The organism is Streptomyces sp. NPDC002835 (assembly GCF_053591995.1).
In genome coordinates this window covers 101205-123083 of record NZ_JBSFUW010000006.1, presented here as the reverse complement: position 1 = coordinate 123083, position 21879 = coordinate 101205, and the positions used below count along the sequence as shown (strand labels likewise).

Here is a 21879-nt window from a genome sequence, read left to right as displayed (position 1 = left end):
CGGACGCGCGGGCTCCTGACCGTTTCGACCGCTTTCGCCGCCGCGGTACTCGTTGTCCGGTTGGTGGGTAGTGTCCTAGTCATGAGGCACCACTTCGGCCACGAGGAGCGCGGCTCGGAACCCCCTCCGGAGGTCTGGACCGGCCGGGCGACCAACCGTATGCAGTGGCTGCTCGCGGTGGCGGGCGCCGGGTGTCTGGCCCTCGGCGCCAAGCTCGCGGCCGACGCCAACTGGACCACGGGCATCGCCGCGCTGCTGATGGCCGTCATCGGCTGCTTCGCGGCCGGCATCATGATTCTCTACGGCACACTCGCGTTCGTGCACGTGGTGGTCAGGATCGACAGGTACGCGCTGGACGTGCGCTGCGGCCACGTCGGCGTGCCGCGCCGGCACATCCCCCTCTCCCATGTGGTGAGCGCCGACTACACGTCCCGGGTGACCCCGCGTCAGTGGGGCGGCTGGGGCTGCCGCTGGCGCCCCGAGCGGGGCACCGCGGTGGTCGTGCGGCGCGGGGAGGGCCTGGTCGTCACCCTGAACGACGGCGGCATGTTCACGGTGACCGTCGACGACGCGGCGGACGCGGTGCGTGTCCTGCGCGCCCGGCTGACCCAGATGGAGCGGAAGACGGGACACGCGGACGGGGCCACCCAGCTCTGAGAACGGCGCCGGGCCCTGACTGCCGTACGGTCCGGCTGCGTACCGCTCCTGCCGGTCCCTGGCAGCGCGTCGGCTACGCGCCGCTCCTGCCGGTCCCCGAGCTCGCCGTGGCCAGCCCCGCGAGCAGTCCCGCCCCGGCCGTCACCGGCGCGAAACTCAGCGCGTTGCCGACGCAGGCGAGCATCGCCAGTGCCGTCAGCGCGCCCGCCGCGCTCAGCACCACGGACGGCGGGCGGGGTGAGCGCCACATCCCGTAGAGGATCCAGGCGAAGGCCGCCGCGAGCAGCGTGCCGCCGACCGCGCCCTGTTCCGACGCCTGCTGGAGCAGGGCCGAGTGCGGCTTGCCGTGCGAGTGCGCCGACCCGGCGGACGTGGGACTCAGCCGGCCGAAGCGCGCCGGGCCGACACCCCGAACCGGGTCCTGCGCCGCCAGGGTGGCCGCGTCCCGCCACAGGGCCACCCTGTCGGGCGTGAGCGGCGCCTCCACAGAGGCGGCGAGTCCGGTGGGGAGGGCGTCCTCGGCCACGGCCCATGAGGCGCCCGCGACGACGCCCGTGGCGAGGGCCAGGGTCACGAGCCACGAGGTGCGCCGGTGCGTCCGGACCGTGGCGAGCGACCAGAGGAGCACCGCCAGGCACGCGACGAAGGCCGGCAGGGAGCCGAGAACGAGGGCCGCGCAGGTCACGGCGAGCGCGAGGAGCCGTGCCGCCGACCGCCCGGACGCGGAACGGGCGGCGGACGCCGCGCAGCACGCCGCACCGGCGGCGAGCACCAGCAGCGCGGCCACGGCGCCCGCGTGACCCGGCGGTGTGCCCGCGCCGGCGAAGGTCCCCGGCACACCGTCGCGGGACGCGACCGCCAGGGCGAGGGCGCCCAGCGCGGCCGCCGCGAAGGCCCCCGCCGGGAGCACGGACCCGCACAGCCGCCCGCAGGCGTACCCCGCCGTGACGGCGAACACGGCGAGCAGCACACCCTCCGGCCTGCCGTCCCGGCCGGCAGCGCTGACCAGTGACCAGACGGCACAGCCGGCCAGCACGACGACACCCGTCACGTCGGGACCGTTTCCGCGTTGCCCGCCCGTGGGCGGTCCGCCCGCTGGATCCATCCCGTGGCCCCCCGACCGTGACGGGCCCCGCGCGTGGACGCGGCGGGCACAGGCCGACCGCCGACCGCTCCGCGGTAGCCGGAACCGACCTGAAACGGCTCCGGGCGCGCAGGACTGGCGCACACGTTAACGGTCGCTCCGCCGGTGTGCGGGGGAATCACGAAGAAACGTTGCTGCTCGGCGGGGCCGGCGGGGCTGTGCCACTCTGCCGATCCCACTGTGACCCTGGGCCGACGCGACTGCGCCCTCCACAGATCTCCGCCGTAGACTCCGCCAGGTGAGCGCCACCATGACCTCCGTCGACACCCCAGGACCCGCGGCCGCCGCCGGCCGACCGCTGCTGCGCCGGTTCGTACGTCCCGGCGCGGCCGCGCTCAGCGGCGTACTCCTCTTCGCGAGTTTCCCGCCGCGCCCGCTGTGGTGGCTGGCTTTTCCGGCGTTCGCCCTGCTCGGCTGGACGCTGCGCGGCCGCCGGCCGCGGTCCGCGTTCGGGCTCGGCTACCTCGCCGGACTCGGTTTCCTGCTCCCGTTGCTCATCTGGACGGGCGAGGAGGTCGGCCCCGGGCCGTGGCTGGCCCTGGTCGCGGCAGAGGCCCTGTTCGTCGCGCTCGCCTGCACGGGCATCGCAGCCGTCTCACGGCTGCCCGCCTGGCCGGTGTGGGGCGCCGCCGTCTGGATCGCCGGAGAGGCGGCCCGCGCCCGGGTGCCGTTCGGCGGGTTCCCCTGGGGCAAGATCGCGTTCGGACAGGCGGACGGGTTCCTCCTGCCGCTCGCGGCCCTCGGCGGCACCCCCGTGCTCAGCTTCGCGGTCGTGCTCTGCGGCTTCGGCCTCTACGAGACCGCACGCCAGGTGGCCGCCCACCGCCGCGGCGCCGCGGTCCGGCGCACCGCCGCCACGGCCGCGCTGCTCTCCCTGCTCGTGCCCGTCGCCGCCGCCCTCGCCTCCCGGCCCCTGGTCGACGCCTCCGCACAGGACGGCACGGCGACGGTCGCCGCGATCCAGGGCAACGTGCCCCGGCTCGGCCTCGACTTCAACGCCCAGCGCCGCGCCGTCCTCGACAACCACGCCGCGCGGACCGAGCAGCTCGCCGCGGACGTCGAGGCAGGCAAGGAGCCCCGGCCCGACTTCGTGCTGTGGCCGGAGAACTCCTCCGACCTCGACCCGTACCGCAACGCGGACGCCCGGCGGGTCATCGACGAGGCGGTGCGGGCCATCGGCGTGCCGACCGTCGTCGGCGCCGTGCTCACGCCCGAGACCGGCAAGCTCCGCAACACCCTGATCGAGTGGGACCCGGAGCGCGGGCCGGTCGACACCTACGACAAGCGGCACGTCCAGCCGTTCGGCGAGTACATCCCCATGCGCTCCGTCGTACGGATCTTCAACGACGACGTCGACCGGGTCAGCCGCGACTTCGGGCCCGGCCACGAGGTCGGCGTCTTCGACCTGGCCGGTACGAAGGTCGGACTCGTCACCTGCTTCGAGGCCGCCTTCGACGACGCGGCGCGCGACACCGTCACGCACGGCGCGCAGCTCATCTCGGTGCCGAGCAACAACGCCACGTTCGGGCGGAGCGAGATGACCTACCAGCAGCTCGCCATGTCCCGGGTGCGGGCCGTGGAGCACAGCCGCTCCGTGGTCGTGCCGGTCACCAGCGGCGTCAGCGCCGTCATCCTGCCCGACGGCGAGATCGTCGAGCGGACGGGGATGTTCACGCCCGGCGCCCTGGTCGCCGAGGTGCCGCTGCGCTCCTCGTTGACGCCCGCGACCCGGCTGGGCGCCGCGCCCGAGCTGGCGCTGGTGCTGCTCGCCGCGGGCGGCCTGGGCGCGGTCGCGTTCGGCGCGGTGCGGGAGCGGCGGCGCACGGCGGACGCGGAGCCGGCGGGCGACGCGGCGTAGGTCAGGCCCTCGACACCGGGGGCGGGTCCGGGGCGGGGACGCGGTGTAGGTAGGCCCTCGACACCCGGGCCGGGGCCGGGCCGGGGACGCGCTGGCGGGCGGTTCGGCCGCCGGGCCGGGGCCGGTTAAGGTCCGGGGCATGGCAACTCCCGAATTCATCCGCGCCATCCGGGCGAGCGCCGGCCATCAGCTGCTGTTCCTGCCCGGTGTCAGTGCCGTCGTCTTCGACGATTGGGGGCGCGTGCTGCTCGGCATGCGCGCCGACACCGGCAACTGGTCGATCATCGGCGGCATCCCGGAACCGGGGGAGGAGCCCGCGGCGACCGCGGAACGCGAGGTGTACGAGGAGACCGCCGTGCGCTGCGTCGCCGAGCGGGTCGTCCTCGTCCAGGCGCTGCCGAGGCCCGTGACCTATCCCAACGGCGACATCTGCCAGTACATGGACATCACCATGCGGTGCCGCGCCATGAGCGGCGCCGCCGAGGCGCGGGTCAACGACGACGAGTCCCTCGAGGTGGGCTGGTTCCCCGTCGACGCGCTGCCCGAGCTCCAGGACTTCGCGATCTTCCGGATCAAACATGCGCTCACCGAGGGACCAGCATGGTTCCAACCCACCATGAGGTAGCGAAGTATGGGTCGGGACCACATCGGTCGTCGGGTGATCGCTGCCTAGGGTGCCCGTATGACCGCGCCCACCACACCCCCCGGCACCGCAGCTCCCGCACTCGCGGCCTCGTCCGTGTCCGTCGACCTCAGCGGCCGTACCGCACTCGTCACCGGCGCCGCGGGCGGCATCGGCCGTGCCTGCGCGCTCCGGCTCGCGGCCGCCGGAGCCAAGGTCAGAGCCGTCGACCGGGACGCGGAAGGGCTGGCCGCACTCGCCGGTCTCTGCGACGGCCTCGCCGGAGCCCTGGAGCCGCGGCTGCTCGACCTCACCGACCTGGACGCCGCGGAGGCGGCCGCCGCCGGCACGGACATCCTCGTCAACAACGCCGGACTCCAGCTCGTACGCCCCATCGAGGACTTTCCGCCCGACGTCTTCCACACCGTCCTGACCGTGATGCTGGAGGCGCCGTTCCGGCTGATCAGGGGCGCGCTGCCGCACATGTACGCCCAGGGCTGGGGCCGTATCGTCAACATCTCGTCGGTGCACGGACTGCGCGCCTCCCCCTACAAGTCCGCCTATGTGGCCGCCAAACACGGCCTCGAAGGGCTCTCCAAGACGGCCGCGCTCGAAGGCGCGCCGCACGGGGTGACCTCCGTGTGCGTCAACCCCGGGTACGTCCGCACCCCGCTCGTCGAGAAGCAGATCGCCGACCAGGCCGCCGCCCACGCGCTGCCCGAGGAGCGCGTCCTCACCGACGTACTGCTCAAGGACTCGGCGATCAAGCGGCTTGTCGAGCCGGAGGAGGTGGCCGACGCCGCCCTGTACCTGTGCTCGCCGCAGGCATCGTTCATCACCGGCACCTCGCTGGTCCTCGACGGCGGCTGGACCGCGCACTGAGGCCCGCCGCCGGACCGGTTTGTCCACAGGGGTGGTGCGACCACCCGTACGGCAGGTAATCCTGTGTCCATGTCCCACGATCAAGCCCCCTACCTGGAGCTCCTCGCCCGAGGCGCCGCTGCGGAGGCGTACGACAGGCCGCTGCTCCTCGCCCGCGCGGACGGCGCGGGGCCCGAGGAGCTGGCCTCGCTCGAGCACGCCAAGCAGCTGGCACTGCGGGTGCGCGCCGAGCTGGAGGGCCGCCGGCGCCGGGAGGCGGAGCTCTCCGCCCTCTTCGAGACCGCGCACGACCTCGCGGGACTGCGCGACCTCGATGCGGTGCTCCGGGCGATCGTGCAGCGCGCCCGCTCGCTGCTCGGCACCGAGGTCGCCTACCTCAGCCTGAACGACCCGGCGGCCGGCGACACCTACATGCGGGTCACCGAAGGGTCCGTCTCGGCGCGCTTCCAGCAGGTCAGGCTCGGCATGGGGGAAGGGCTCGGCGGACTCGTCGCCCAGACCGCCCGGCCGTACGTGACCGACAGCTACTTCGACGACGCCCGCTTCGAGCACACCGGGACCATCGACGCCGCCGTCAGGGACGAAGGGCTCGTCGCCATCCTCGGTGTGCCGCTCATGCTCGGCAGCCAGGTCATCGGCGTGCTGTTCGCCGCCGACCGCCGCGCCAGGGTCTTCGGACGGGAGCAGGTCGCGCTGCTCGCCTCCTTCGCCGCGCACGCCGCCGTGGCCATCGACACCGCGAACCTCCTCGCGGAGACCCGCTCGGCCCTCGCCGACCTGGAGCGGGCCAACGCGATCATCCAGGACCACAGCGGCGTCCTCGAACGTGCCTCCGACGTCCACGACCGCCTGACCGAGCTGGTCCTGCGCGGCGGGGGCGTCGACGACGTGGCCGCGGCGCTCTCCGAAGTCCTGGACGGTACGGTCGAGTTCACCGGAAGCGGCCCGGACACCACCGGCGCGGGCGGGCACGCGACACGGCACGGCGACGACTGGGTCGCCGCCGTCGCCGCCGGCGGCGAGGTCTTCGGCTCCCTCGTTCTGCACGGGCACCCCGACCTCGACCCCGTCGACCGCCGCACCCTGGAGCGTGCCGCGATGGTCACCTCCCTGCTGCTGCTCGCCGAACGGTCCGCCCACGACGCGGAACAGCGGGTGCGCGGCGAACTGCTCGACGACCTGCTCGACGCCCCGGACCGCGACCCCCGGCTGCTGCGGGAGCGGGCCGCCCGCCTGCGGGCCGACCTCGACGCCCCTCACGTGGTACTCGCCGCCCGCATCGACGCTCCGGCCGGCGCCGTCGCCCACGCCGACGCGGCAGGAGGCGCCGACCCCGCGACCCGGCGAAGACCGCCGGTCCGCGCCGACGCCCCTTCCCGGCACGGCACTTCCACGCGCCACGAGCCGCCCGCGCGCCGTGACACCGCCATGCGGCGGGACACCTCGACGCACCGTGACAGCGCCGGGAGCGGTGACGTGTCCGCGCGGGAGACCGCCGACCGGCGGCGCCTGTGGTCCGCCGCCTCCCACCTGGCCGCGACCCGCTCCGGCCTCGCCGCCGCCCGCGACGGCGGCGCCGTCCTGCTGCTGCCCCTCGGCCCCGCCGAGACCGCCGCCGACCTGGCCCGTCAGACCGCCCGTCAACTGGGCGGCGCGCTGCGCGAACCGGTGACCGTCGGCGCCTCCTCCCCGGTCGCCTCCCCGGCCGGGGACCCCGGCCCGGTGGCCGACGCGTACGCCCAGGCGTGCCGCTGTCTCGACGCGCTGCGGCTCCTCGGCCGCACCGGGGAGGGCGCGGCGGCACAGGACCTGGGTTTCCTCGGGATGCTGCTCGCCGACCCCGGCGACATCGACGGCTTCGTGCACCGCACCATCGGCGAGATCGTCGAGTACGACCGGCGGCGCGGCACCGACCTCGTCGGCACCCTGAGCGCCTACTTCGCGAGCGGCATGAGCCCGGCCCGTACCAAGGACGACCTGCACGTCCATGTGAACACGGTGGCCCAACGGCTCGAGCGCATCGGCCGGTTGCTCGGCCCCGACTGGCAGTCCCCGGCCAGGTCGCTCGAGATCCAGCTCGCGCTGCGGCTCCACGCCATGTCGTATCCGGACGCCGCCTCCTGACCGCCGGGGCCGCCATTGGACACGCAGCCGCGCGGACCCCCTCCTCGGAGTCCGCGCGGCTGCGTTTCGTGGGACGGCTCTCGGCCGTGCCGCCTCAGGCGGTACGCGCGTCCGCCTTGCTGTCGGCCGGCGCGTCGTCCGGGGCCCCGTCCGTCTTCGGGTCCATCGCCGTCAGGTCGCTGTCCCGGGTCTCGCGCGCACAGAGGATGGCGACCACGGTGAGCAGCGCCGCGGCGATGACGTACAGGGAGATCGGCGTCGACGAGCCGAAGTCCGCCAGCAGCGCCGTGGCGATCAGCGGAGCCGGCGCCCCAGCCGCCACGGAGGAGAACTGCGCGCCGATGGAGGCGCCCGAGTAGCGCATCCGCGTCGCGAACATCTCGGAGAAGAACGCCGCCTGCGGCGCGTACATCGCACCGTGCAGCACCAGGCCGACGGTGACGGCCAGCAGCAGGGAGCCGAAGGTCGCCGTGTCGATGAGCGCGAAGAACGGGAACATCCAGGCCCCGACGCCGATCGCACCGATCAGATACACCGGCCGCCGCCCGATCCGGTCGGACAACGCGCCCCACGCCGGGATCACGACGAAGTGCACGGCGGAGGCGATGAGGACCGCGTTGAGCGCCGTCTGCTTGCTCAGCTCCACCGCGGTCGTCGCGTAGACGAGGATGAACGCGGTGATCACGTAGTAGCTGATGTTCTCCGCCATCCGCGCGCCCATGGCGATCAGCACATCGCGCCAGTGGTGACGCAGCACGGCGACGACGGGCATCTTCTCCACCTGCCCGGCCTGCGCCTTGCGCTCCTCGGCCTTCGCCAGCGCGGCCTTGAAGACCGGGGATTCATCGACAGAGAGACGAATCCACAGGCCGACGATCACGAGTACGCCGGAGAGCAGGAACGGTATGCGCCAGCCCCACGAGAGGAAGGCGGCGTCCGACATCAGCGCGGTGAGCGCAGCCAGCACACCGGTGGCCAGCAACTGCCCGGCCGGCGCGCCGGTCTGCGGCCAGGAGGCCCAGAAACCGCGCCGCTTGGCGTCCCCGTGCTCCGAGACCAGCAGCACCGCGCCGCCCCACTCGCCGCCGAGCGCGAAGCCCTGCACGAGGCGCAGCACGGTCAGCAGGACCGGAGCGGCGGAGCCGATGGTCGCGTGCGTCGGCATCAGACCGATCGCGAAGGTCGCGCCGCCCATCAGCAGCAGACTGAGCACCAGCAGCTTCTTGCGCCCGAGCCGGTCCCCGTAGTGCCCGAACACGAGCGCACCGATCGGCCTGGCGGCGAATCCGACGGCATAGGTCAGGAACGACAGCAGGGTGCCGACGAGCGGGTCGGAGTCGGGGAAGAACAACTTGTTGAAGACGAGTGCGGCGGCCGAGCCGTAGAGGAAGAAGTCGTACCACTCGATGGTCGTGCCGATGAGACTCGCGGCGACGATGCGCTTCAACGAACTGGGAGCTGGTGGAGCGCTTGCGGGGGCGGCCATGGACACCACTTCCGGACAGTTGGCGGGGACGATTGCGTGTCGCCACACCGTAGGAACGCGCAGGTCAGGGGCGTATGTGGTGGGACACCATAGTTCTCGGGTCGAGTGTGCGCGGGACCACCATGCGAGACACATCGGCGCTGGTTCGAGGGCCGTTTCGTAGGGCCAGGGAGGGCTGTCCGGGTTGCGCCGTTCGGTATGTTTTGGGGGCCTGATGCTGACTCCCGTGCTGGTTTGGTGCTGACCTGAAGCCGCATGTCAGTACTCCTGATCATCTGTCTCGTGCCGACTTGGTGCTGACTACGCAGCGTAGAACTCCGACATTCGGCATGGATCAGGCATGGCGCTGAATCAAGGCGGACGTGACCCATGCAGTCACTGGACGAGCGAGGTCCGAGGCGGAGATCGCAGCCCGCCCCAACCGTGGAGGGTTCAGTCAGGGAAATTTCGTTCGCCACCCATGCCGTTCCGATAATCCGCGCGGAATACGGAATCCCGCGGGTGCGGGGAGCAGAGCGCGCCGGCGGCCCACGTGTCGTAGTCGCCGGGACCATCCCCGCGGGTGCGGGGAGCAGCCCGACGTTCGGCCCCATGGCGGCGATGTACCGGGGATGGTCCCCCGGCGGGACGACACGGACATCTCCAGGCCCGCGATCAGCCGAGCCCCTCGACGCTTCGCAGCGCGCAGGGCCACTGGCCCAGGAACTGGCCTGGCCGCCAGCGTGGGCCAGGGAGTTGCCAGTAATGCCGGACACCAGGCCGGTGCTGCAGCTGGTGTAGCGGCACGGCGCTGGTGTGGGCTGGCGGGATGGCCGTCAACATGCCGTCGCCGCGAAGGAAGGGTCGGGTGGGGTCCCGAGCCTTCCTGTCAAGGCCCCATCTGCTGATCAGAAAGATGGGGCCTGGACAGAACAGCTCTCCGCCATCGGCATGCGCTGGCCAGGGGTTCACCGCGATGGTGCAGCCGTACATGGCGGGCATCGACGCCTCCGGGGAGCGGGCGTTGCAGTTCTTCGGGGGGCGGCTGCTGCACGCCAGCCGGAAGGGCGCCGTGCTCGCGTCCGGGAAGCCGTACGACGTGCGCAAGCTCGCCCATCCGGGACTGGAGGTCTGGGAGCCCACCGGCGCCGAACCCCGGGTTGCACAGGCGGCCTTGGACGCTGTACCGGACGGGCTCGGCGAGCCGCTGTACGCGCGTGTCGACCTCGGGGACGGGGAGCCGCGGCTGATGGAGCTGGAGCCGGTCGAGCCGAATCTGTTCCTGTCGCTGCACACCGGGTCGGTGGCGCGGGTGGCGGAGGCGGTGCTGCGGGCGGCCGGGTCGGCCTCGGAGCGGGGACGGCCGCTCCCGCGGTGGGTGCGGGAGCGGCCGGTGGGTCACCAGCAGCGGGAGCTGACGTTGCCCACCTCGTTGCCCTTGAGCAGGCCGCCCCAGATGTAGTTGTCGTCCGAGAGGTACACCCACTTGTTGTGGGTGTAGCCGTTGGCGGAGACCGTGCCGCCCTCGAGCCAGCACACGGCGGTGAGGTTCTGGTTCGCCGCGACGGTGTAGGCGATGCGGTGGTCCGTCGACGGCCCGATCCGCACATTGCCCTGGACCCAGGTGGTGACCGTCTCGAACTGGGCGCTCACGTTCGTCCGGTCGGCCTGCGGGGCTTCCGCCGCGGAGGCCGGAGCCGCCATACCGGTGGCGGCCATCACGCCCACCGCTGCCGTGATCACGATCTTGGTCAGCGGGCGTGAACTCGTCCTGTGCATCCTCTGATTCCCCCTGATGGGTTCCGGGAGGCCCTGGTCCGGGCGGTGTCCCTCGTGCGGCCAGCATCGCCCGCGGTGGGGCGCCGTGCAAAGCTTTTCGGAACTCCCCGAAACGTTGCCGCGGCCGTCCGCCGCGGTGGGCGGAAACCGACGTCCGGGGAACGGCATTCGGCTGGACGGTGTAGTGCTGACTGAGGCCGAGCGGGAGATGCTGCAATAGTGGGTGCGTCGTCGTTCGAGTGCCCAGTCGTTGGCGTTGCGTTCGCGGATTGTGTTGGAGTGCGCGGAGGGTCGTGCGATCGCGGAGGTCGCCCGGCGGCTGCGGGTCACGACGGGCACGGTCCGCACCTGGCGTCGGCGCTTACTGGAACGCCGGCTGGACGGCTTGTGCGACGAACCACGGCCGGGTGTCCCGCCGCCTCCAGGAACCGCGCCCCCTCACCGACTGGCCGTCATTGAGGCCATTCCGAACGGATTGAACCAGCCAGGCTGCCACTTGACCGGAACGCGGCGGTCACAACATTGCCGACACGGGTGGAAGACCAGTCTCCGGGAGCTATCCGACCGCCATCAATGATCGACCGGACAGCTCGTTGGTCCATGCCTACCTCAACGACACCATTCCCAGCGAGGTGCCTGGTTCAGCCCCGGCGGCGGGCGACAGGGGGGCCGGGCGACGGTGTCGACGCTGGGACCGAGGGCGGCCCGCTGGACGGCGAGGTCGTCCTGTCGCCGGACGCCTGCTCACCTGGTCGGCCGACCTGGAGGCCGGCTACGCCCAGAGCTACCGGGCAGGAGGCTAGAGCTCTCCGTTATGCCCGGGCGGGCACCCGGTTGTCGATCGTCACCACGACGGGATCCCCTTCCTCGTAGTGGGGCCCTGCTGAGGACCCGGGCACCCCCGTCATACCTCGGTCCGTCTCACGCACCACGCCTCGAAGCCCCTGAAGAGGATGAGCTGGTCCCCTCGACGGTGCGGCAGCAGGCAGGGACAGCCTGGCTGCGGGGCCTCAGCTACGACTCTTCGCGCCACAGGGGGAGGTGTTGTTGCATCCGAGCACAGAGGCAGCCGGCTGCCGCAGGGCTGAGGCGCTCGGGACAGGCCGCCGGTGGCTGGCTGGAGGGCGCGGCCTGGTCGGCGGGCTGGTCCAGCTGCTGCTGGCGGCGCCGCTGCTCGCTGCGGTGCTGCTCGACGCGCTGGGTGAACAGCTTCAGCGCCTCGCCCTCCGAGCCGGGCCCGTACTCGCTGTACGGTCCGATGCCGAGCCGGACGGCGTTGGCCTCCTCCTCGATGGCGTCGGCGGTCTGCTGGAGGAAGTAGCTGCGCTCGCGGAATTCGCACTGGCGTGCGAGACCACCCTCGGTACTTACGCGCCGGCGCCGTAGCTGCTCACGGAAACCGAAACAGTTCGCCCCCGCCCCGCGCAGGGTCATGGTGTCGACGCTCGGGTCGTTCAAGCCGTCTGGACGGTGAGCAGTGCCCACACGGTTTTGCCGGTCGGCGTACCACTGCACCCGGATGCTTGGGTCAGTTTGCGGACGATGTCCAGGCCTCGGCCTCGCTCGTCATCCGGCCCCGACTGGGGGGCCTGGGATGGGGATGTGAGCAGGGCAGGGGTCGTGGACCGACACGATCAGCCAGTTTCCATGCGCGAGCAGGCACAGCTCGGTGGGCCCGTGCGCTGTGTGCTGCTGCGCGTTGGTGACGAGTTCGGAGACGACCAGGGCGGCGTCGTCGAGTGTGGTGCGAGGTGTTCCCCAGGCGGTGAGTGCGTTCCTGGTGTGGCGTCTGGCTGTGGGCACCGGGTGCTGCTCATCGGCCAGGGAGAGGCAGCTTGTGCGGGAGTGGTGGTCGGAGTGGCGTCTTGGCTGGGTGCGGGGAAGGGGGCGGTGTTCATGGTGTACCTCGGCTCTGCCGGGAATGCGGCCGGGAGGCGGCCGCGAGCGGCCACCCCCCGGGGTGTGTTGTCTGGGACGTACGGTGACGACGGCTGGAGTCCTGCGCTTTCGGTAGGCGGGTGCGATATGTGGACCCCGGGTCCGGATGCGGGGCGGGCGTTGGCCGGACCCGGGTGGTGCAGTGGCTACTTGACGGCGCCGGCCGTCAGGCCGCGGGTGAGGGAGCGTTGGAAGATGAGGAAGAAGATGACCATGGGGATGACGCCGAGGAGGGCTGCGGCACTCATGGCGGTGGGGTCGCTGGTGTACTGCCCTTGCATGACCGACAGTCCGAGTGGGACGGTCTGGTTGTCGTTGGAGATGAGCAGGACGAGGGGGTAGAGGAACTCGTTCCAGCTCCAGACGAAGAAGAAGACGCACATCACCGACAGCGTCGGCCAGCTCATGGGGAGAACGATGCGCCACAGGATGGTCCATCGGCCGGCTCCGTCCATGGACGCGGCTTCGATCAGCTCTCGGGGGAAGCTGCTGAAGACGGAGGAGAGCAGGTAGGTGCCGAAGGCGCTGTACGTGATGCCGACGAGGATCGTGTAGCCGAGCTTCCCGTCGTACAGGCCCATCTCCTTGAAGAGGTAGTAGATGGGGTAGACGAGACCTTCCTGGGGCAGGACGTTGGCGCCGAGGAAGAAGACGAGGAACGCGGTGCGCCAGCGCACCCGGCCGATGCCGATCGCGTAGGCGTTGAACAGGGCGAACAGCACGGCGATGAGGACGACACCGAGGCTGATCTGGATGCTGTTGACCAGCTTCTGGCTGAAGTCGACGCGTTCCCAGACGTCGCTGATGATCTCCCAGTTCCACTGTGTGGGCCAGGAGAGTGATCCGTTGGTCCGGTAGTCGGCGCTGGTCTTGAACGAGTTGAGCAGGATGATGACGAACGGAGAGAGGAAGGCCAGGACGAAGACGCCGACTGCGGCGGTGACGGCGTACGAACCGGCGCTGCGCTTGCGTGGCTTCTTGCTGGGGCGTGGGGCGGGGGTGACCGGGTGTGTTGGCGGGTGGGCACGGTGCTTGGCCGTGCGTTCGGTCATCATGGTCATGGTCATCCGTCCTCGCGGGCCTGGCGGGTGAGCATCGTTCCGGCGATGATCAGCACGAGCAGGGTGATGGTGCTGGAGATGGCTGATCCGTAACCGACGTCGGCGCGTTCGAAGAAGTTCTGGTAGGCGAAGTAGGCGGGGACCAGGGTGGAGTTGCCGGGCCCTCCTCCAGTGAGGACGAAGATCTGGGCGAAGACCTTCAGACCGGCGATGGTGGTCGTGACCAGGACGACGTAGACCTCGGGGCGGAGGATCGGCACGGTGATGCGGGTGAAGCGCTGCCACCAGGTGGCGCCGTCGAGCGCGGCTGCTTCGTAGAGCTCGGGGTCGATGCGCTGGAGGCCTGAGAGGAACAGCACCAAGGGGTAGCCGAGTTGCATCCAGACGAGGACGGCGAGGACGACCCACAGGGCGAGGTCGGGGTCGCCGAGCCAGTTCTCCGCAAGGGACGCGAGGCCGACGGTCTCGAGGATGCTGTTCACGGCGCCTTCTGGAGCCAGGATCCACCCCCACATCAGGCCGGTGACCGCGACGGGGATGACCTGGGGCAGGTAGAGGCCGGATCGGAAGACGCTGACGAGGCCGTCGCCGTGCTTCTTGCCGATGTAGTCGAACAGCAGGGCGGCGAGGAAGAGGCCGAGGAGGGTGGGAACGACCGCGATGCCGATGATGACGAAGGCGATGTTGCGGAACGAGGCCCAGAAGTCGGCGTCCTGGAAGAGGCGGACGTAGTTGTCCAGGCCGGTGAAGACGGGCTCGCCGATGCCCTGCCATTCGGTGAGGCTGTAGTAGAAGGTCATCACCAGCGGGACGACGAGGAAGAGCAGGCTGAGGAGCAGGCCGGGTGCGAGGAAGACTGCGTAGCCTGTGGCCCGCGGGTGACGTGTGGCTTTCACTGTTGCTCCTAGGTGGGCGGGACGGCAGCCCGGTGCGGGCGGGCCGCCGTCCCCGGAGGGAGGGTGAGGGACCGGCGGGCGAGTGCCGGTCGAGCCTCAGGATCGGGTCGCCGCGTACTTCTCGTAGGGGGCTGCCAACTCATGGAGGACCTCGTTCGGCTTGCCGCCGTTCATGAGGTTCTGGGTGGCCGCCAGCCAGGTGTCGTAGTAGCCGGCGACGGGCCAGTCGGGGTAGAAGGCGAGTCCGCTGCCGTCCTGGTAGGTGGCGAACGCCTGGATCAGCTGGCGCGAGTGCGGGTTGCTGACGGTGTCGGCCTCGGCCGCCAGGGGGATGTTGCCTTCTTCGCCGATGAGCTTCTGGATCTTCTCGGACATGGTGATGTCGATGAAGTCCTCGGCGAGCTTCTTGTTCTTCGCCTTGGTGGGGACGACCCAGTGGTTGCCGCCGGAGCCGAGGGTCTTCTCACTGCCCGGGTAGGGGCCGGTGGACCACTTGAAGTCGGTGATGTCGTTGGTCAGGCTGCCGAACCACCAGTTGCCGCCGACCATGATGGGCCGCCTTTGGGACACGAACTGCTCGGTCATGTCGGAGCCCTTGAGGCCGACGTCCTTCTTCTCGAAGTAGCCCTTGTCCAGCCAGTCCTGGTAGGTGTTGACGGCGTAGGTCCACTCGGGGCCGTGGAAGTCGACCTTGCCCTTGTAGAGCTGGTAGTTGTCGACCCAGGTTTCGTCGGCCTTGGACAGGGCGAGCAGGTAGAGCCAGTGGCCGGCGGGGTGGTCGTTGCCGGCGTTGGCGAGCGGGGTGATACCGGCGGCCTTGAACTTGGCCAGGGCGGCTTCGAAGCTCTTGAGGTCGGTGGGCTTGGTGACGTTGTGCTTCTTGAAGAGGTCGTCGTTGTAGTAGGTGAGGACGAACTCGCCGTAGTTGGGTATGCCGTACCACGTGTCGCCGCCCATTTCGCCCTTGGCGTTGTACCGGGCGGTGACAGAGGCGCTTTCGCTGATCTTCTTGTCCCAGCCGCGTTCCTTCGCGGTGGCGGTGAGGTCGGTGAGCAGGCCCTGCTTGGCGAGCAGGCCGGTGGTGGCGTTGCCCTTGTTGTACTCCATGACGTCGGGCGCCTTGTCGGAGTTGAGGATCATGCCCGCGTTCTGCTGGATCTGCTCGAACGTCTTGCGTTCGAAGACGACCTTCACGTCGGGGTGGGTCTTCTTGAACTCCGCGATGGCCGCGTCCCAGGCCCTGCTGAGGGCGCCGTCCGCCTGCTCGTAGTGCCACAGGCGCAGGGTCTTGCCATCTCCCTGCGCGGTGTCGGATCCGCCGCCGCATGCGGCGAGCGGTGCCACGAGTGCCAGGGCGGACACGGCGAGCAGGGCTCGGCGTGTGGTGCGGCGGGTGGCACGGAGGCGCATGTTCGTCATGAGATGTCCTTGGGTCTGCACGGGTAGGGCGGTGCGGGGGAGATGGTGGGGCTGTGGGGTTCTTTCGGCAGGACGGTGGGGCGTCAGGCGGTGCGGCGGTGGACGCGGGCCTCCCAGGGCCGGAGGGTGTGCGTGGCCGTGAGCGGGGTGGTGGCGGGGACGTTGGCGATGAGCGTTTCGCTGTGTTCCCAGCCGTCGGGTACGGCGACGGTGAGGTCGTCCCCGCCGACGTTGGCGAGGACCAGCAGTTCGGTGCCGGAGGCCGTGTCGTGGCGGGTGAAGGCGTAGAGCTGTTCGTGCTCGGGGTGGAGCATGTGGAAGTCGCCGTGGGTGAGGGCGGGTTCGGTGTGCCGCAGGGCGATGAGGCGGCGGTAGTAGTGGAAGACGGAGTCGGGGTCGGCGAGTTGGGCCTTGGCGTTGACGCGGGTGTGGTCGGGGTTGACGGCGATCCAGGGGGTGCCGGTGGTGAAGCCGGCGTGGTCGGTGGCGTCCCACTGCATGGGGGTGCGGGCGTTGTCCCTGCTGCGGTGGCGCAGGCCGGTCAGGATCTTCTCCTCGTCGGCTCCGAGTGCGGTCTGTTCGCGGTGGTGGTTGAGGGACTCGATGTCGCGGAAGTCGTCGATGGAGGTGAAGGGGGCGTTGGCCATGCCCAGTTCCTCGCCCTGGTAGACGTAGGGTGTGCCGCGGTGGAGGTGGAGCACGGTGGCGAGGAGTTTGGCGGAGCGGTCGCGGTAGGCGGGGCCGTCGTCGCCGAAGCGGGAGACCACCCGGGGCTGGTCGTGGTTGTTCCAGTACAGGCTGTTCCAGCCGGTGTCGCCGAGGCCGGTCTGCCACCGGCCGAGGCTGGCCTTGAGATCGGTGAGCCTCAGCGGGCGGGGGTCGAATTTGCCGCCGGGGCCCTGGTCGAGGCCGACGTGCTCGAACTGGAAGACCATGTCGACCTCGCGGCGGGCGGGGTCGGTGAAGAGTCTGGCGTCCTCGACGGTGACTCCGGGCATCTCGCCGACGGTCAGCAGCCGGCGGGGGTGGCCTTCGAACACCTCGCGGTGCATCTCGGCGAGATACTCGTGGATCCTCGGGCCGCAGATGTAGTGGGGGCTGCCGTCCCCATAGCGGCTGCCTTCGTGCACGGCTCCGTCGGGCAGGCCGGGGGTTTTGGAGATCAGGTTGATGACGTCCATGCGGAAGCCGTCGACACCCCGCTCCAGCCACCAGCGCATCATGGTGTAGACGGCTTGACGGACGGCGGGATTCTCCCAGTTGAGGTCCGGCTGCTTGCGGGAGAACAGGTGCAGGTAGTACTCGTCGCTCGCCTCGTCGTAGGTCCACGCGGGGCCGGAGAAGAAGGAGCCCCAGTTGTTGGGCTCCGCGCCGGGCGTGCCCGGCTGCATGCCGTCGCGGGCGGGGCGCCAGATGTACCAGTCGCGCTGCGGCCCGTCCGGCCCGCCGTCGCGGGAGGCGGTGAACCACGGGTGCTCGTCGGAGGTGTGATTGACGACGAGGTCCATGACGAGCTTCATGCCCCGCTCGTGGACGGCCGCCAGGAGGCGGTCGAAGTCGGCGAGGGTGCCGAACAACGGGTCGATGTCCTGGTAGTCGCTGATGTCGTAGCCGTTGTCGTCGTGCGGGGAAGGGTAGACCGGCGAGAGCCACAGGACGTCGACGCCGAGCCGGGTGAGGTGGTCGAGGCGCTCGGTGATGCCTTGCAGGTCGCCGATTCCGTCCCCGTTGGAGTCGGCGAAGCTGCGCGGATAGATCTGGTAGACCACCGACTCGCTCCACCAGGCGTCCGCGGGACTGGATTCGTTCACGGGCACGTCAAACCTCATCGTCTGTCTTCGGGTGCGTGTGGGTGATGTCGTCGGCGACGGTCAGATCGCCGCGCCGACTGCGTCGCTGATCACGAGACAGGCGGCGCCCCGGGCCCACAGATCGTGGCGGACCGGGTCGATGTGGATCTGGCAGTCTCGGGCCGCGGTGGAGAATGCGTGGGCGTCCAGGGTCGCGGTCATGGCGGGGCCGAAGAGGTCGTACGCGACCGCCCCCTCGCCCGCAATGATGATCTTCTGCAGGTTGAGCAGGTTGCACATGCCGGCAAGGCCCCATCCCAGAGCGGTGCCGGCTTCGGCGAAGGCGGAGCCGGCAACTATGTGGCCGGAGGTGCCCGGCGAGCGGGCGAGGTCGATGGCGTGCGCGATGGAGGTGCAGTCGACTCCGCCGTCCTGGAGGTGCCTCAACACGGCCCTGTCGCCGGCCAGGGCTTCCAGACATCCGCGCCGTCCGCAGCTGCACATGGGACCGGCGGGGTCCAGTGGCATGTGGCCGAGCTCCCCGGCGAGTCCCGAGGTGCCGGAGAAGAGCGTGCCGTCGAGGAAGAGGCCGCATCCGATACCGGGGCCGACCGTGACCACGGCGAACGAGTCCACGTCGCGGCCTTCACCGAACCAGCGTTCGGCGACAACCAGCGTGTTGACGTCGTTGTTGACCACGACCGGCAGGCCGGTCGCCTCACGCAGTGGACGGGCCACATCCACCTTGTGCCAGTCGAGCAGCGCCGAGTACCGGCAGACGCCTGAGGTGGAGTCGACATGGCCGCTGACCCCCACACCCAGGCCGAGGACCCTGTCCGTCGCTCCGGACACCTCGGACAGGAGCCGGCTGGTCAGGGCGGCTGCCGCGGACAGGGCGGTTTCGGGTGTGCAGTCGGTGATCCGTTCCTCCGCGCGGGCCAGAACTCGTGCCGCCATGTCGGTGATCACCCCGGAGACCTGGGCCGGACCGATCTTCAATCCGACCACCAGGTGTTTGTCTGGGTTGACCTCCAGCATCTTCTGCGGCCGGCCCCTGCCCTGGGGCGCCGTGTCGCTCTCGCGCAGATAGTCGTGCTCGAGCAGCGGTGGGAGCATCCGGGTCACCGACGAGGGCACCAGCCCCAAGCGCTGAGCGAGCTGGGTTCGCGAAATGGGCCCCGCGGTCAGGACCGTCGCGAAGATCTCCGCACGGGTCTGCTCGCTGACCAGCTCCGAGAAACGGATCTTGGACGGGGTCATCACGCGATGCCTCCACAGATGGGCCGAGGGGGAGTGCTCCGGGGTCACCACGGGTGCTGCGTGTGTCTGCCCCGGTGGCCGAACGACTGTGTATGACAGGAGTGTGACCCCGATGTTTTTCGTGCGTCAAGAAAGAAAACAGGGCGTTACTCAACCGTGACGCACGCCACTCCGTGACTTTATGTACCCAGTTCGCCCGCATTTGTGAGGCGTTCACATCCCCCTCTGCATCCCACAGATAGCGAATCTCGTTCATTTCATTGACACGGTGAAGAAATGGCGGGACGTTATGCGGCGATCGGACCTCGAACCGCAACGTCGGTCACGGCCTGCGGCACGACCCGACGGTCCACCCACGTGTCCCCGGCCCACAGCGCCCCGTGCGTCTGCGTCCTGCTCCGGCAGACACGACACACGCCTGCCGGAGCGCCGGCAGCAAGGGCCGGCCGAACGGCACGCCTGCCCCCGGCCGCATGAGGCCGGGCCACGTCCCCTGTGACGAAGGAGAGGCTCCTCGATGCCCGCAGCAAGACCGCAACGACTGGCCAGACTGGCGGCGATCGCCGTCGGACTCGCACTGTCGCTCGCCGGGGTCGCCGCACCCGCCACGGCGACTCCCAAGCCAGGGCCGGCCAAGGCTCCGAAGGCCGCCACTCCCCGTACGGCAGCCGACTCGGCGACCACAGCCGACAGCCCACAACTACAGACCTGGTGGCACGACAACCAGGAATTCAACACCAGCAGTCCGGTGGCGAACGGCAAGGTCCGGCGCTCGTCGTTCTACGACGTGAAGGTCGCCACCGCCGCGGCGCCGGGGGTCAAGTACGACTCGTTCGCCTACATGAGCATCCCGCGCAGCGGTAAGGGCAAGATCGGCTACACCAAGGAGGACGGCGCCGAGTTCGCCTCGGGTGCGAACCTCACCATGAGCTGGACGTCCTTCCAGTACACGACCGACGTGTGGGTCGACGTCACCCTGCGCTCCGGCCAGACGATCTCCTCGGCCGACCAGGTCAAGATCAAGCCGAGCAGTCTGAACTTCGCCAAGGAACTGGTCGACAAGAAGACCGTGCGCGTCAAGGTGCCCTACGAGGCCAAGGGCTACCGGTTCTCCGTGGAGTTCGACCCGCAGCTGTACACGTCCTACAACGACATGTCCGGCCCCGCGAGCGACGCCGGCAAGCTCACCGACCAGGGCGGGAGCGGCCGACGGGCCATCCACACCGAGCCCCGCAACTCGATGATGATCTTCGCGGAGCCGGCCCCGGCCGGAGCGGAGAAGGACCGGCTGATCCCCACCGCCTCTTCCGGAAGCATCCACTACCCGCAGCAGGGCCAGGTCACCCACCTGAACACGATCACCGAGGAGATCGTGTACTTCCGTCCCGGCACCTACTACATGACCTCGAAGTACCACGCCCTGCTGCCCAAGCAGGTCAAGTGGGTCTACCTGGCGCCCGGTGCCTACGTGAAGGGAGCCTTCCGGTTCCCCGACGACAGCCAGGGCCTCTACAAGGTGACCGGCCGGGGCGTCCTCTCCGGTGAGCAGTACGTGTACGAGGCGGACACCAACAACAACTACGACCACCTCAGTGGTGCGTCGAACTGCCACGCCTCCTGCGTGAAGATGCTCCAGTTCCAGTCCGCCGACGCCCAGCAGTACCTCGATCTGCAGGGCGTGACGATCAACGAGCCGCCCTACCACTCCTTCGTCGTCTACGGCGACGAGCAGACCTTCAGCATGCGGGTCGACAACTACAAGCAGGTCGGGTCCTGGTACTGGCAGACCGACGGCATCGAGCTCTACCGCGGCAGCACCATGAAGAACACGTTCTTCAACGCCAACGACGACGTGCTGAAGATGTACCACAGCGACGTCACCATCGATAACACCGTCATCTGGAAGAACGAGAACGGGCCTGTCATCCAGTGGGGCTGGACCCCGCGCAGCATCGACAACGTGCGAGTGAGCAACACTCACGTCATCCACAACCGGATGTACTGGAAGGACGTCAAGTACAACACCTGCATCCTCAACTCCTCCTCGCACTGGGAGGACATGGGCTCGACCACCAAGGCCGACCCGAGCACGTGGGTGAAGAACATGACGTTCGAGAACATCACCGTCGAGGGCATGACGAACTGCGCGATCCGCGTCTTCGCCCTCTCCAGCACGGAGAACATCCACGTCAAGAACCTCAAGATCGATGCGTGGAGTCAGCTGGACGCCGCCTCCCAGGTCAGCCTCCTCAAGCGCTACACCAACGCCGCCGGGCAGAAGGTGACCCTCGGCAACGAAACCCGTGACAGCCGCGGACTCAAGCTGGAGAACTACACCGTCGGCGGCACCGTCATCCAGAAGTCCGGCACCAACTGGGCCGCCGACAAGCTCGGCAGGCTCGGCTTCGACGCCGAGACCTGGGACAACTGGAACGCCTGGGGGCCCTGTGGCAGCAACCCCGACCCCGACCCGGTCACGGGCGGAAAGATCGTCAACGGCGCGACCTCCAAGTGCGTCGACCGCGCCGGCGCCGGCACCGCCAACGGCACCGCGATCCAGCAGTGGTCCTGCGCCGACGTCGCCTCGATGACCTGGACGCTCGACGGGCAGCAGCTCAAGTCCGGCGGCAAGTGTCTGGACGTCGAAGGCGGCCACACCGCCAACGGCACCAGGGCCCACCTGTGGGACTGCGGCGGCTGGGACAGCCAGAAGTGGGCCTTCCAGTCCGACGGCACCCTGAAGAACCTCAAGGCCGGACGCTGCCTCGACATCGAGAGCCAGCGCACGGCCGACGGCGCCCGCCTGCACCTGTGGGACTGCAGCAGCTGGGCCAGCCAGAAGTGGACTCTCACCAGCTGACGGAACCGAGGGCTCGCCGCCCTGTACCGCCGCCAGCCCTGCTGGCCGCCGGCCCCGCACGGCCGGCGGCCGGCCCGCCCCTGACGCACCCCGACGAAAGGGCAACTCTGTGGAAGCAAGATAC

Annotated in this window: 17 protein-coding genes and 1 pseudogene; 8 read left to right on the top strand and 10 right to left on the bottom strand. The window is 70.0% G+C overall.

All coding sequences use genetic code 11. The annotated features are described in order from the left end of the window. The first annotated feature begins 81 nt into the window (after positions 1-81). Entirely contained in the window at positions 82-657 is a 576-nt protein-coding gene (locus ACWD01_RS08910) for a hypothetical protein (protein WP_451159595.1), read from the top strand. Between the two features lie 73 nt (positions 658-730). Here the strand turns inward: ACWD01_RS08910 and ACWD01_RS08905 are convergent, their stop codons facing one another. Beyond that, a complete protein-coding gene (locus ACWD01_RS08905) occupies positions 731-1708 on the bottom strand; it encodes an O-antigen ligase family protein (protein WP_451159593.1) in 978 nt (325 codons plus the stop codon). A 331-nt stretch (positions 1709-2039) separates the two neighbouring features. On the opposite strand from ACWD01_RS08905, the gene lnt reads away from it, so the two are divergent. The 4 genes from lnt (at position 2040) to ACWD01_RS08885 (ending at position 7287) form a co-directional block, all read left to right on the top strand. After that, positions 2040-3659 carry an apolipoprotein N-acyltransferase gene (lnt, locus tag ACWD01_RS08900; RefSeq protein WP_451159591.1) on the top strand — a complete coding sequence of 540 codons (1620 nt, stop codon included), beginning with the start codon at positions 2040-2042 and terminating at the stop codon, positions 3657-3659. A 139-nt stretch (positions 3660-3798) separates the two neighbouring features. Next, on the top strand, positions 3799-4284 hold the full coding sequence (locus ACWD01_RS08895; protein ID WP_451159589.1) for an NUDIX hydrolase: 486 nt from the start codon (positions 3799-3801) through the stop codon (positions 4282-4284). Positions 4285-4341: 57 nt separating this feature from the next. Beyond that, the gene (locus tag ACWD01_RS08890) at positions 4342-5163 is read left to right on the top strand and encodes a 3-hydroxybutyrate dehydrogenase (RefSeq protein ID WP_451159587.1); all 822 of its coding nucleotides are present in this window, start codon (positions 4342-4344) and stop codon (positions 5161-5163) included. Between the two features lie 69 nt (positions 5164-5232). After that, positions 5233-7287: a helix-turn-helix domain-containing protein gene (locus ACWD01_RS08885; RefSeq protein WP_451159585.1), complete on the top strand. Its 2055-nt coding sequence runs from the start codon at positions 5233-5235 to the stop codon at positions 7285-7287. Between the two features lie 94 nt (positions 7288-7381). On the opposite strand, the gene ACWD01_RS08880 is transcribed toward ACWD01_RS08885, so the two are convergent. Beyond that, a complete protein-coding gene (locus tag ACWD01_RS08880) occupies positions 7382-8773 on the bottom strand; it encodes an MFS transporter (protein WP_451159583.1) in 1392 nt (463 codons plus the stop codon). 940 nt (positions 8774-9713) lie between these two features. On the opposite strand from ACWD01_RS08880, the pseudogene ACWD01_RS08875 reads away from it, so the two are divergent. Then, positions 9714-10094 (top strand): annotated as a pseudogene (locus tag ACWD01_RS08875) (hypothetical protein); the annotation flags it as partial. Positions 10095-10150: 56 nt separating this feature from the next. Here ACWD01_RS08875 and ACWD01_RS08870 read toward each other — a convergent pair. Then, positions 10151-10531: a hypothetical protein gene (locus ACWD01_RS08870; RefSeq protein ID WP_451159581.1), complete on the bottom strand. Its 381-nt coding sequence runs from the start codon at positions 10529-10531 to the stop codon at positions 10151-10153. A 223-nt stretch (positions 10532-10754) separates the two neighbouring features. Between ACWD01_RS08870 and ACWD01_RS08865 the strand changes: the two genes are divergently transcribed. After that, positions 10755-11108, top strand: a complete 354-nt coding sequence (locus ACWD01_RS08865; RefSeq protein WP_451159579.1) for a helix-turn-helix domain-containing protein — start codon at positions 10755-10757, stop codon at positions 11106-11108. A 437-nt stretch (positions 11109-11545) separates the two neighbouring features. Here the strand turns inward: ACWD01_RS08865 and ACWD01_RS08860 are convergent, their stop codons facing one another. The 7 genes from ACWD01_RS08860 to ACWD01_RS08830 all read right to left on the bottom strand — a co-directional run bounded on the left by ACWD01_RS08860 (position 11546) and on the right by ACWD01_RS08830 (position 18895). Beyond that, on the bottom strand, positions 11546-11989 hold the full coding sequence (locus tag ACWD01_RS08860; RefSeq protein ID WP_451159577.1) for a hypothetical protein: 444 nt from the start codon (positions 11987-11989) through the stop codon (positions 11546-11548). A 108-nt stretch (positions 11990-12097) separates the two neighbouring features. Next, entirely contained in the window at positions 12098-12334 is a 237-nt protein-coding gene (locus ACWD01_RS08855) for an ATP-binding protein (protein ID WP_451159575.1), read from the bottom strand. A gap of 281 nt (positions 12335-12615) precedes the next feature. Continuing rightward, a complete protein-coding gene (locus tag ACWD01_RS08850; RefSeq protein ID WP_451159573.1) occupies positions 12616-13530 on the bottom strand; it encodes a carbohydrate ABC transporter permease in 915 nt (304 codons plus the stop codon). Between the two features lie 2 nt (positions 13531-13532). After that, positions 13533-14426 (bottom strand): carbohydrate ABC transporter permease, encoded by an 894-nt coding sequence (locus ACWD01_RS08845; RefSeq protein WP_451159571.1) that lies wholly within the window; start codon positions 14424-14426, stop codon positions 13533-13535. A 96-nt stretch (positions 14427-14522) separates the two neighbouring features. Continuing rightward, positions 14523-15845 (bottom strand): extracellular solute-binding protein, encoded by a 1323-nt coding sequence (locus tag ACWD01_RS08840; protein WP_451159569.1) that lies wholly within the window; start codon positions 15843-15845, stop codon positions 14523-14525. An 83-nt stretch (positions 15846-15928) separates the two neighbouring features. Continuing rightward, positions 15929-17656, bottom strand: coding sequence for an alpha-glucosidase (locus ACWD01_RS08835; protein WP_451159567.1), 1728 nt, complete (start codon positions 17654-17656; stop codon positions 15929-15931). A gap of 60 nt (positions 17657-17716) precedes the next feature. After that, entirely contained in the window at positions 17717-18895 is a 1179-nt protein-coding gene (locus tag ACWD01_RS08830) for an ROK family protein (protein WP_451159565.1), read from the bottom strand. A 517-nt stretch (positions 18896-19412) separates the two neighbouring features. On the opposite strand from ACWD01_RS08830, the gene ACWD01_RS08825 reads away from it, so the two are divergent. After that, entirely contained in the window at positions 19413-21755 is a 2343-nt protein-coding gene (locus ACWD01_RS08825) for a family 49 glycosyl hydrolase (RefSeq protein ID WP_451159563.1), read from the top strand. Positions 21756-21879: the final 124 nt, after the last annotated feature.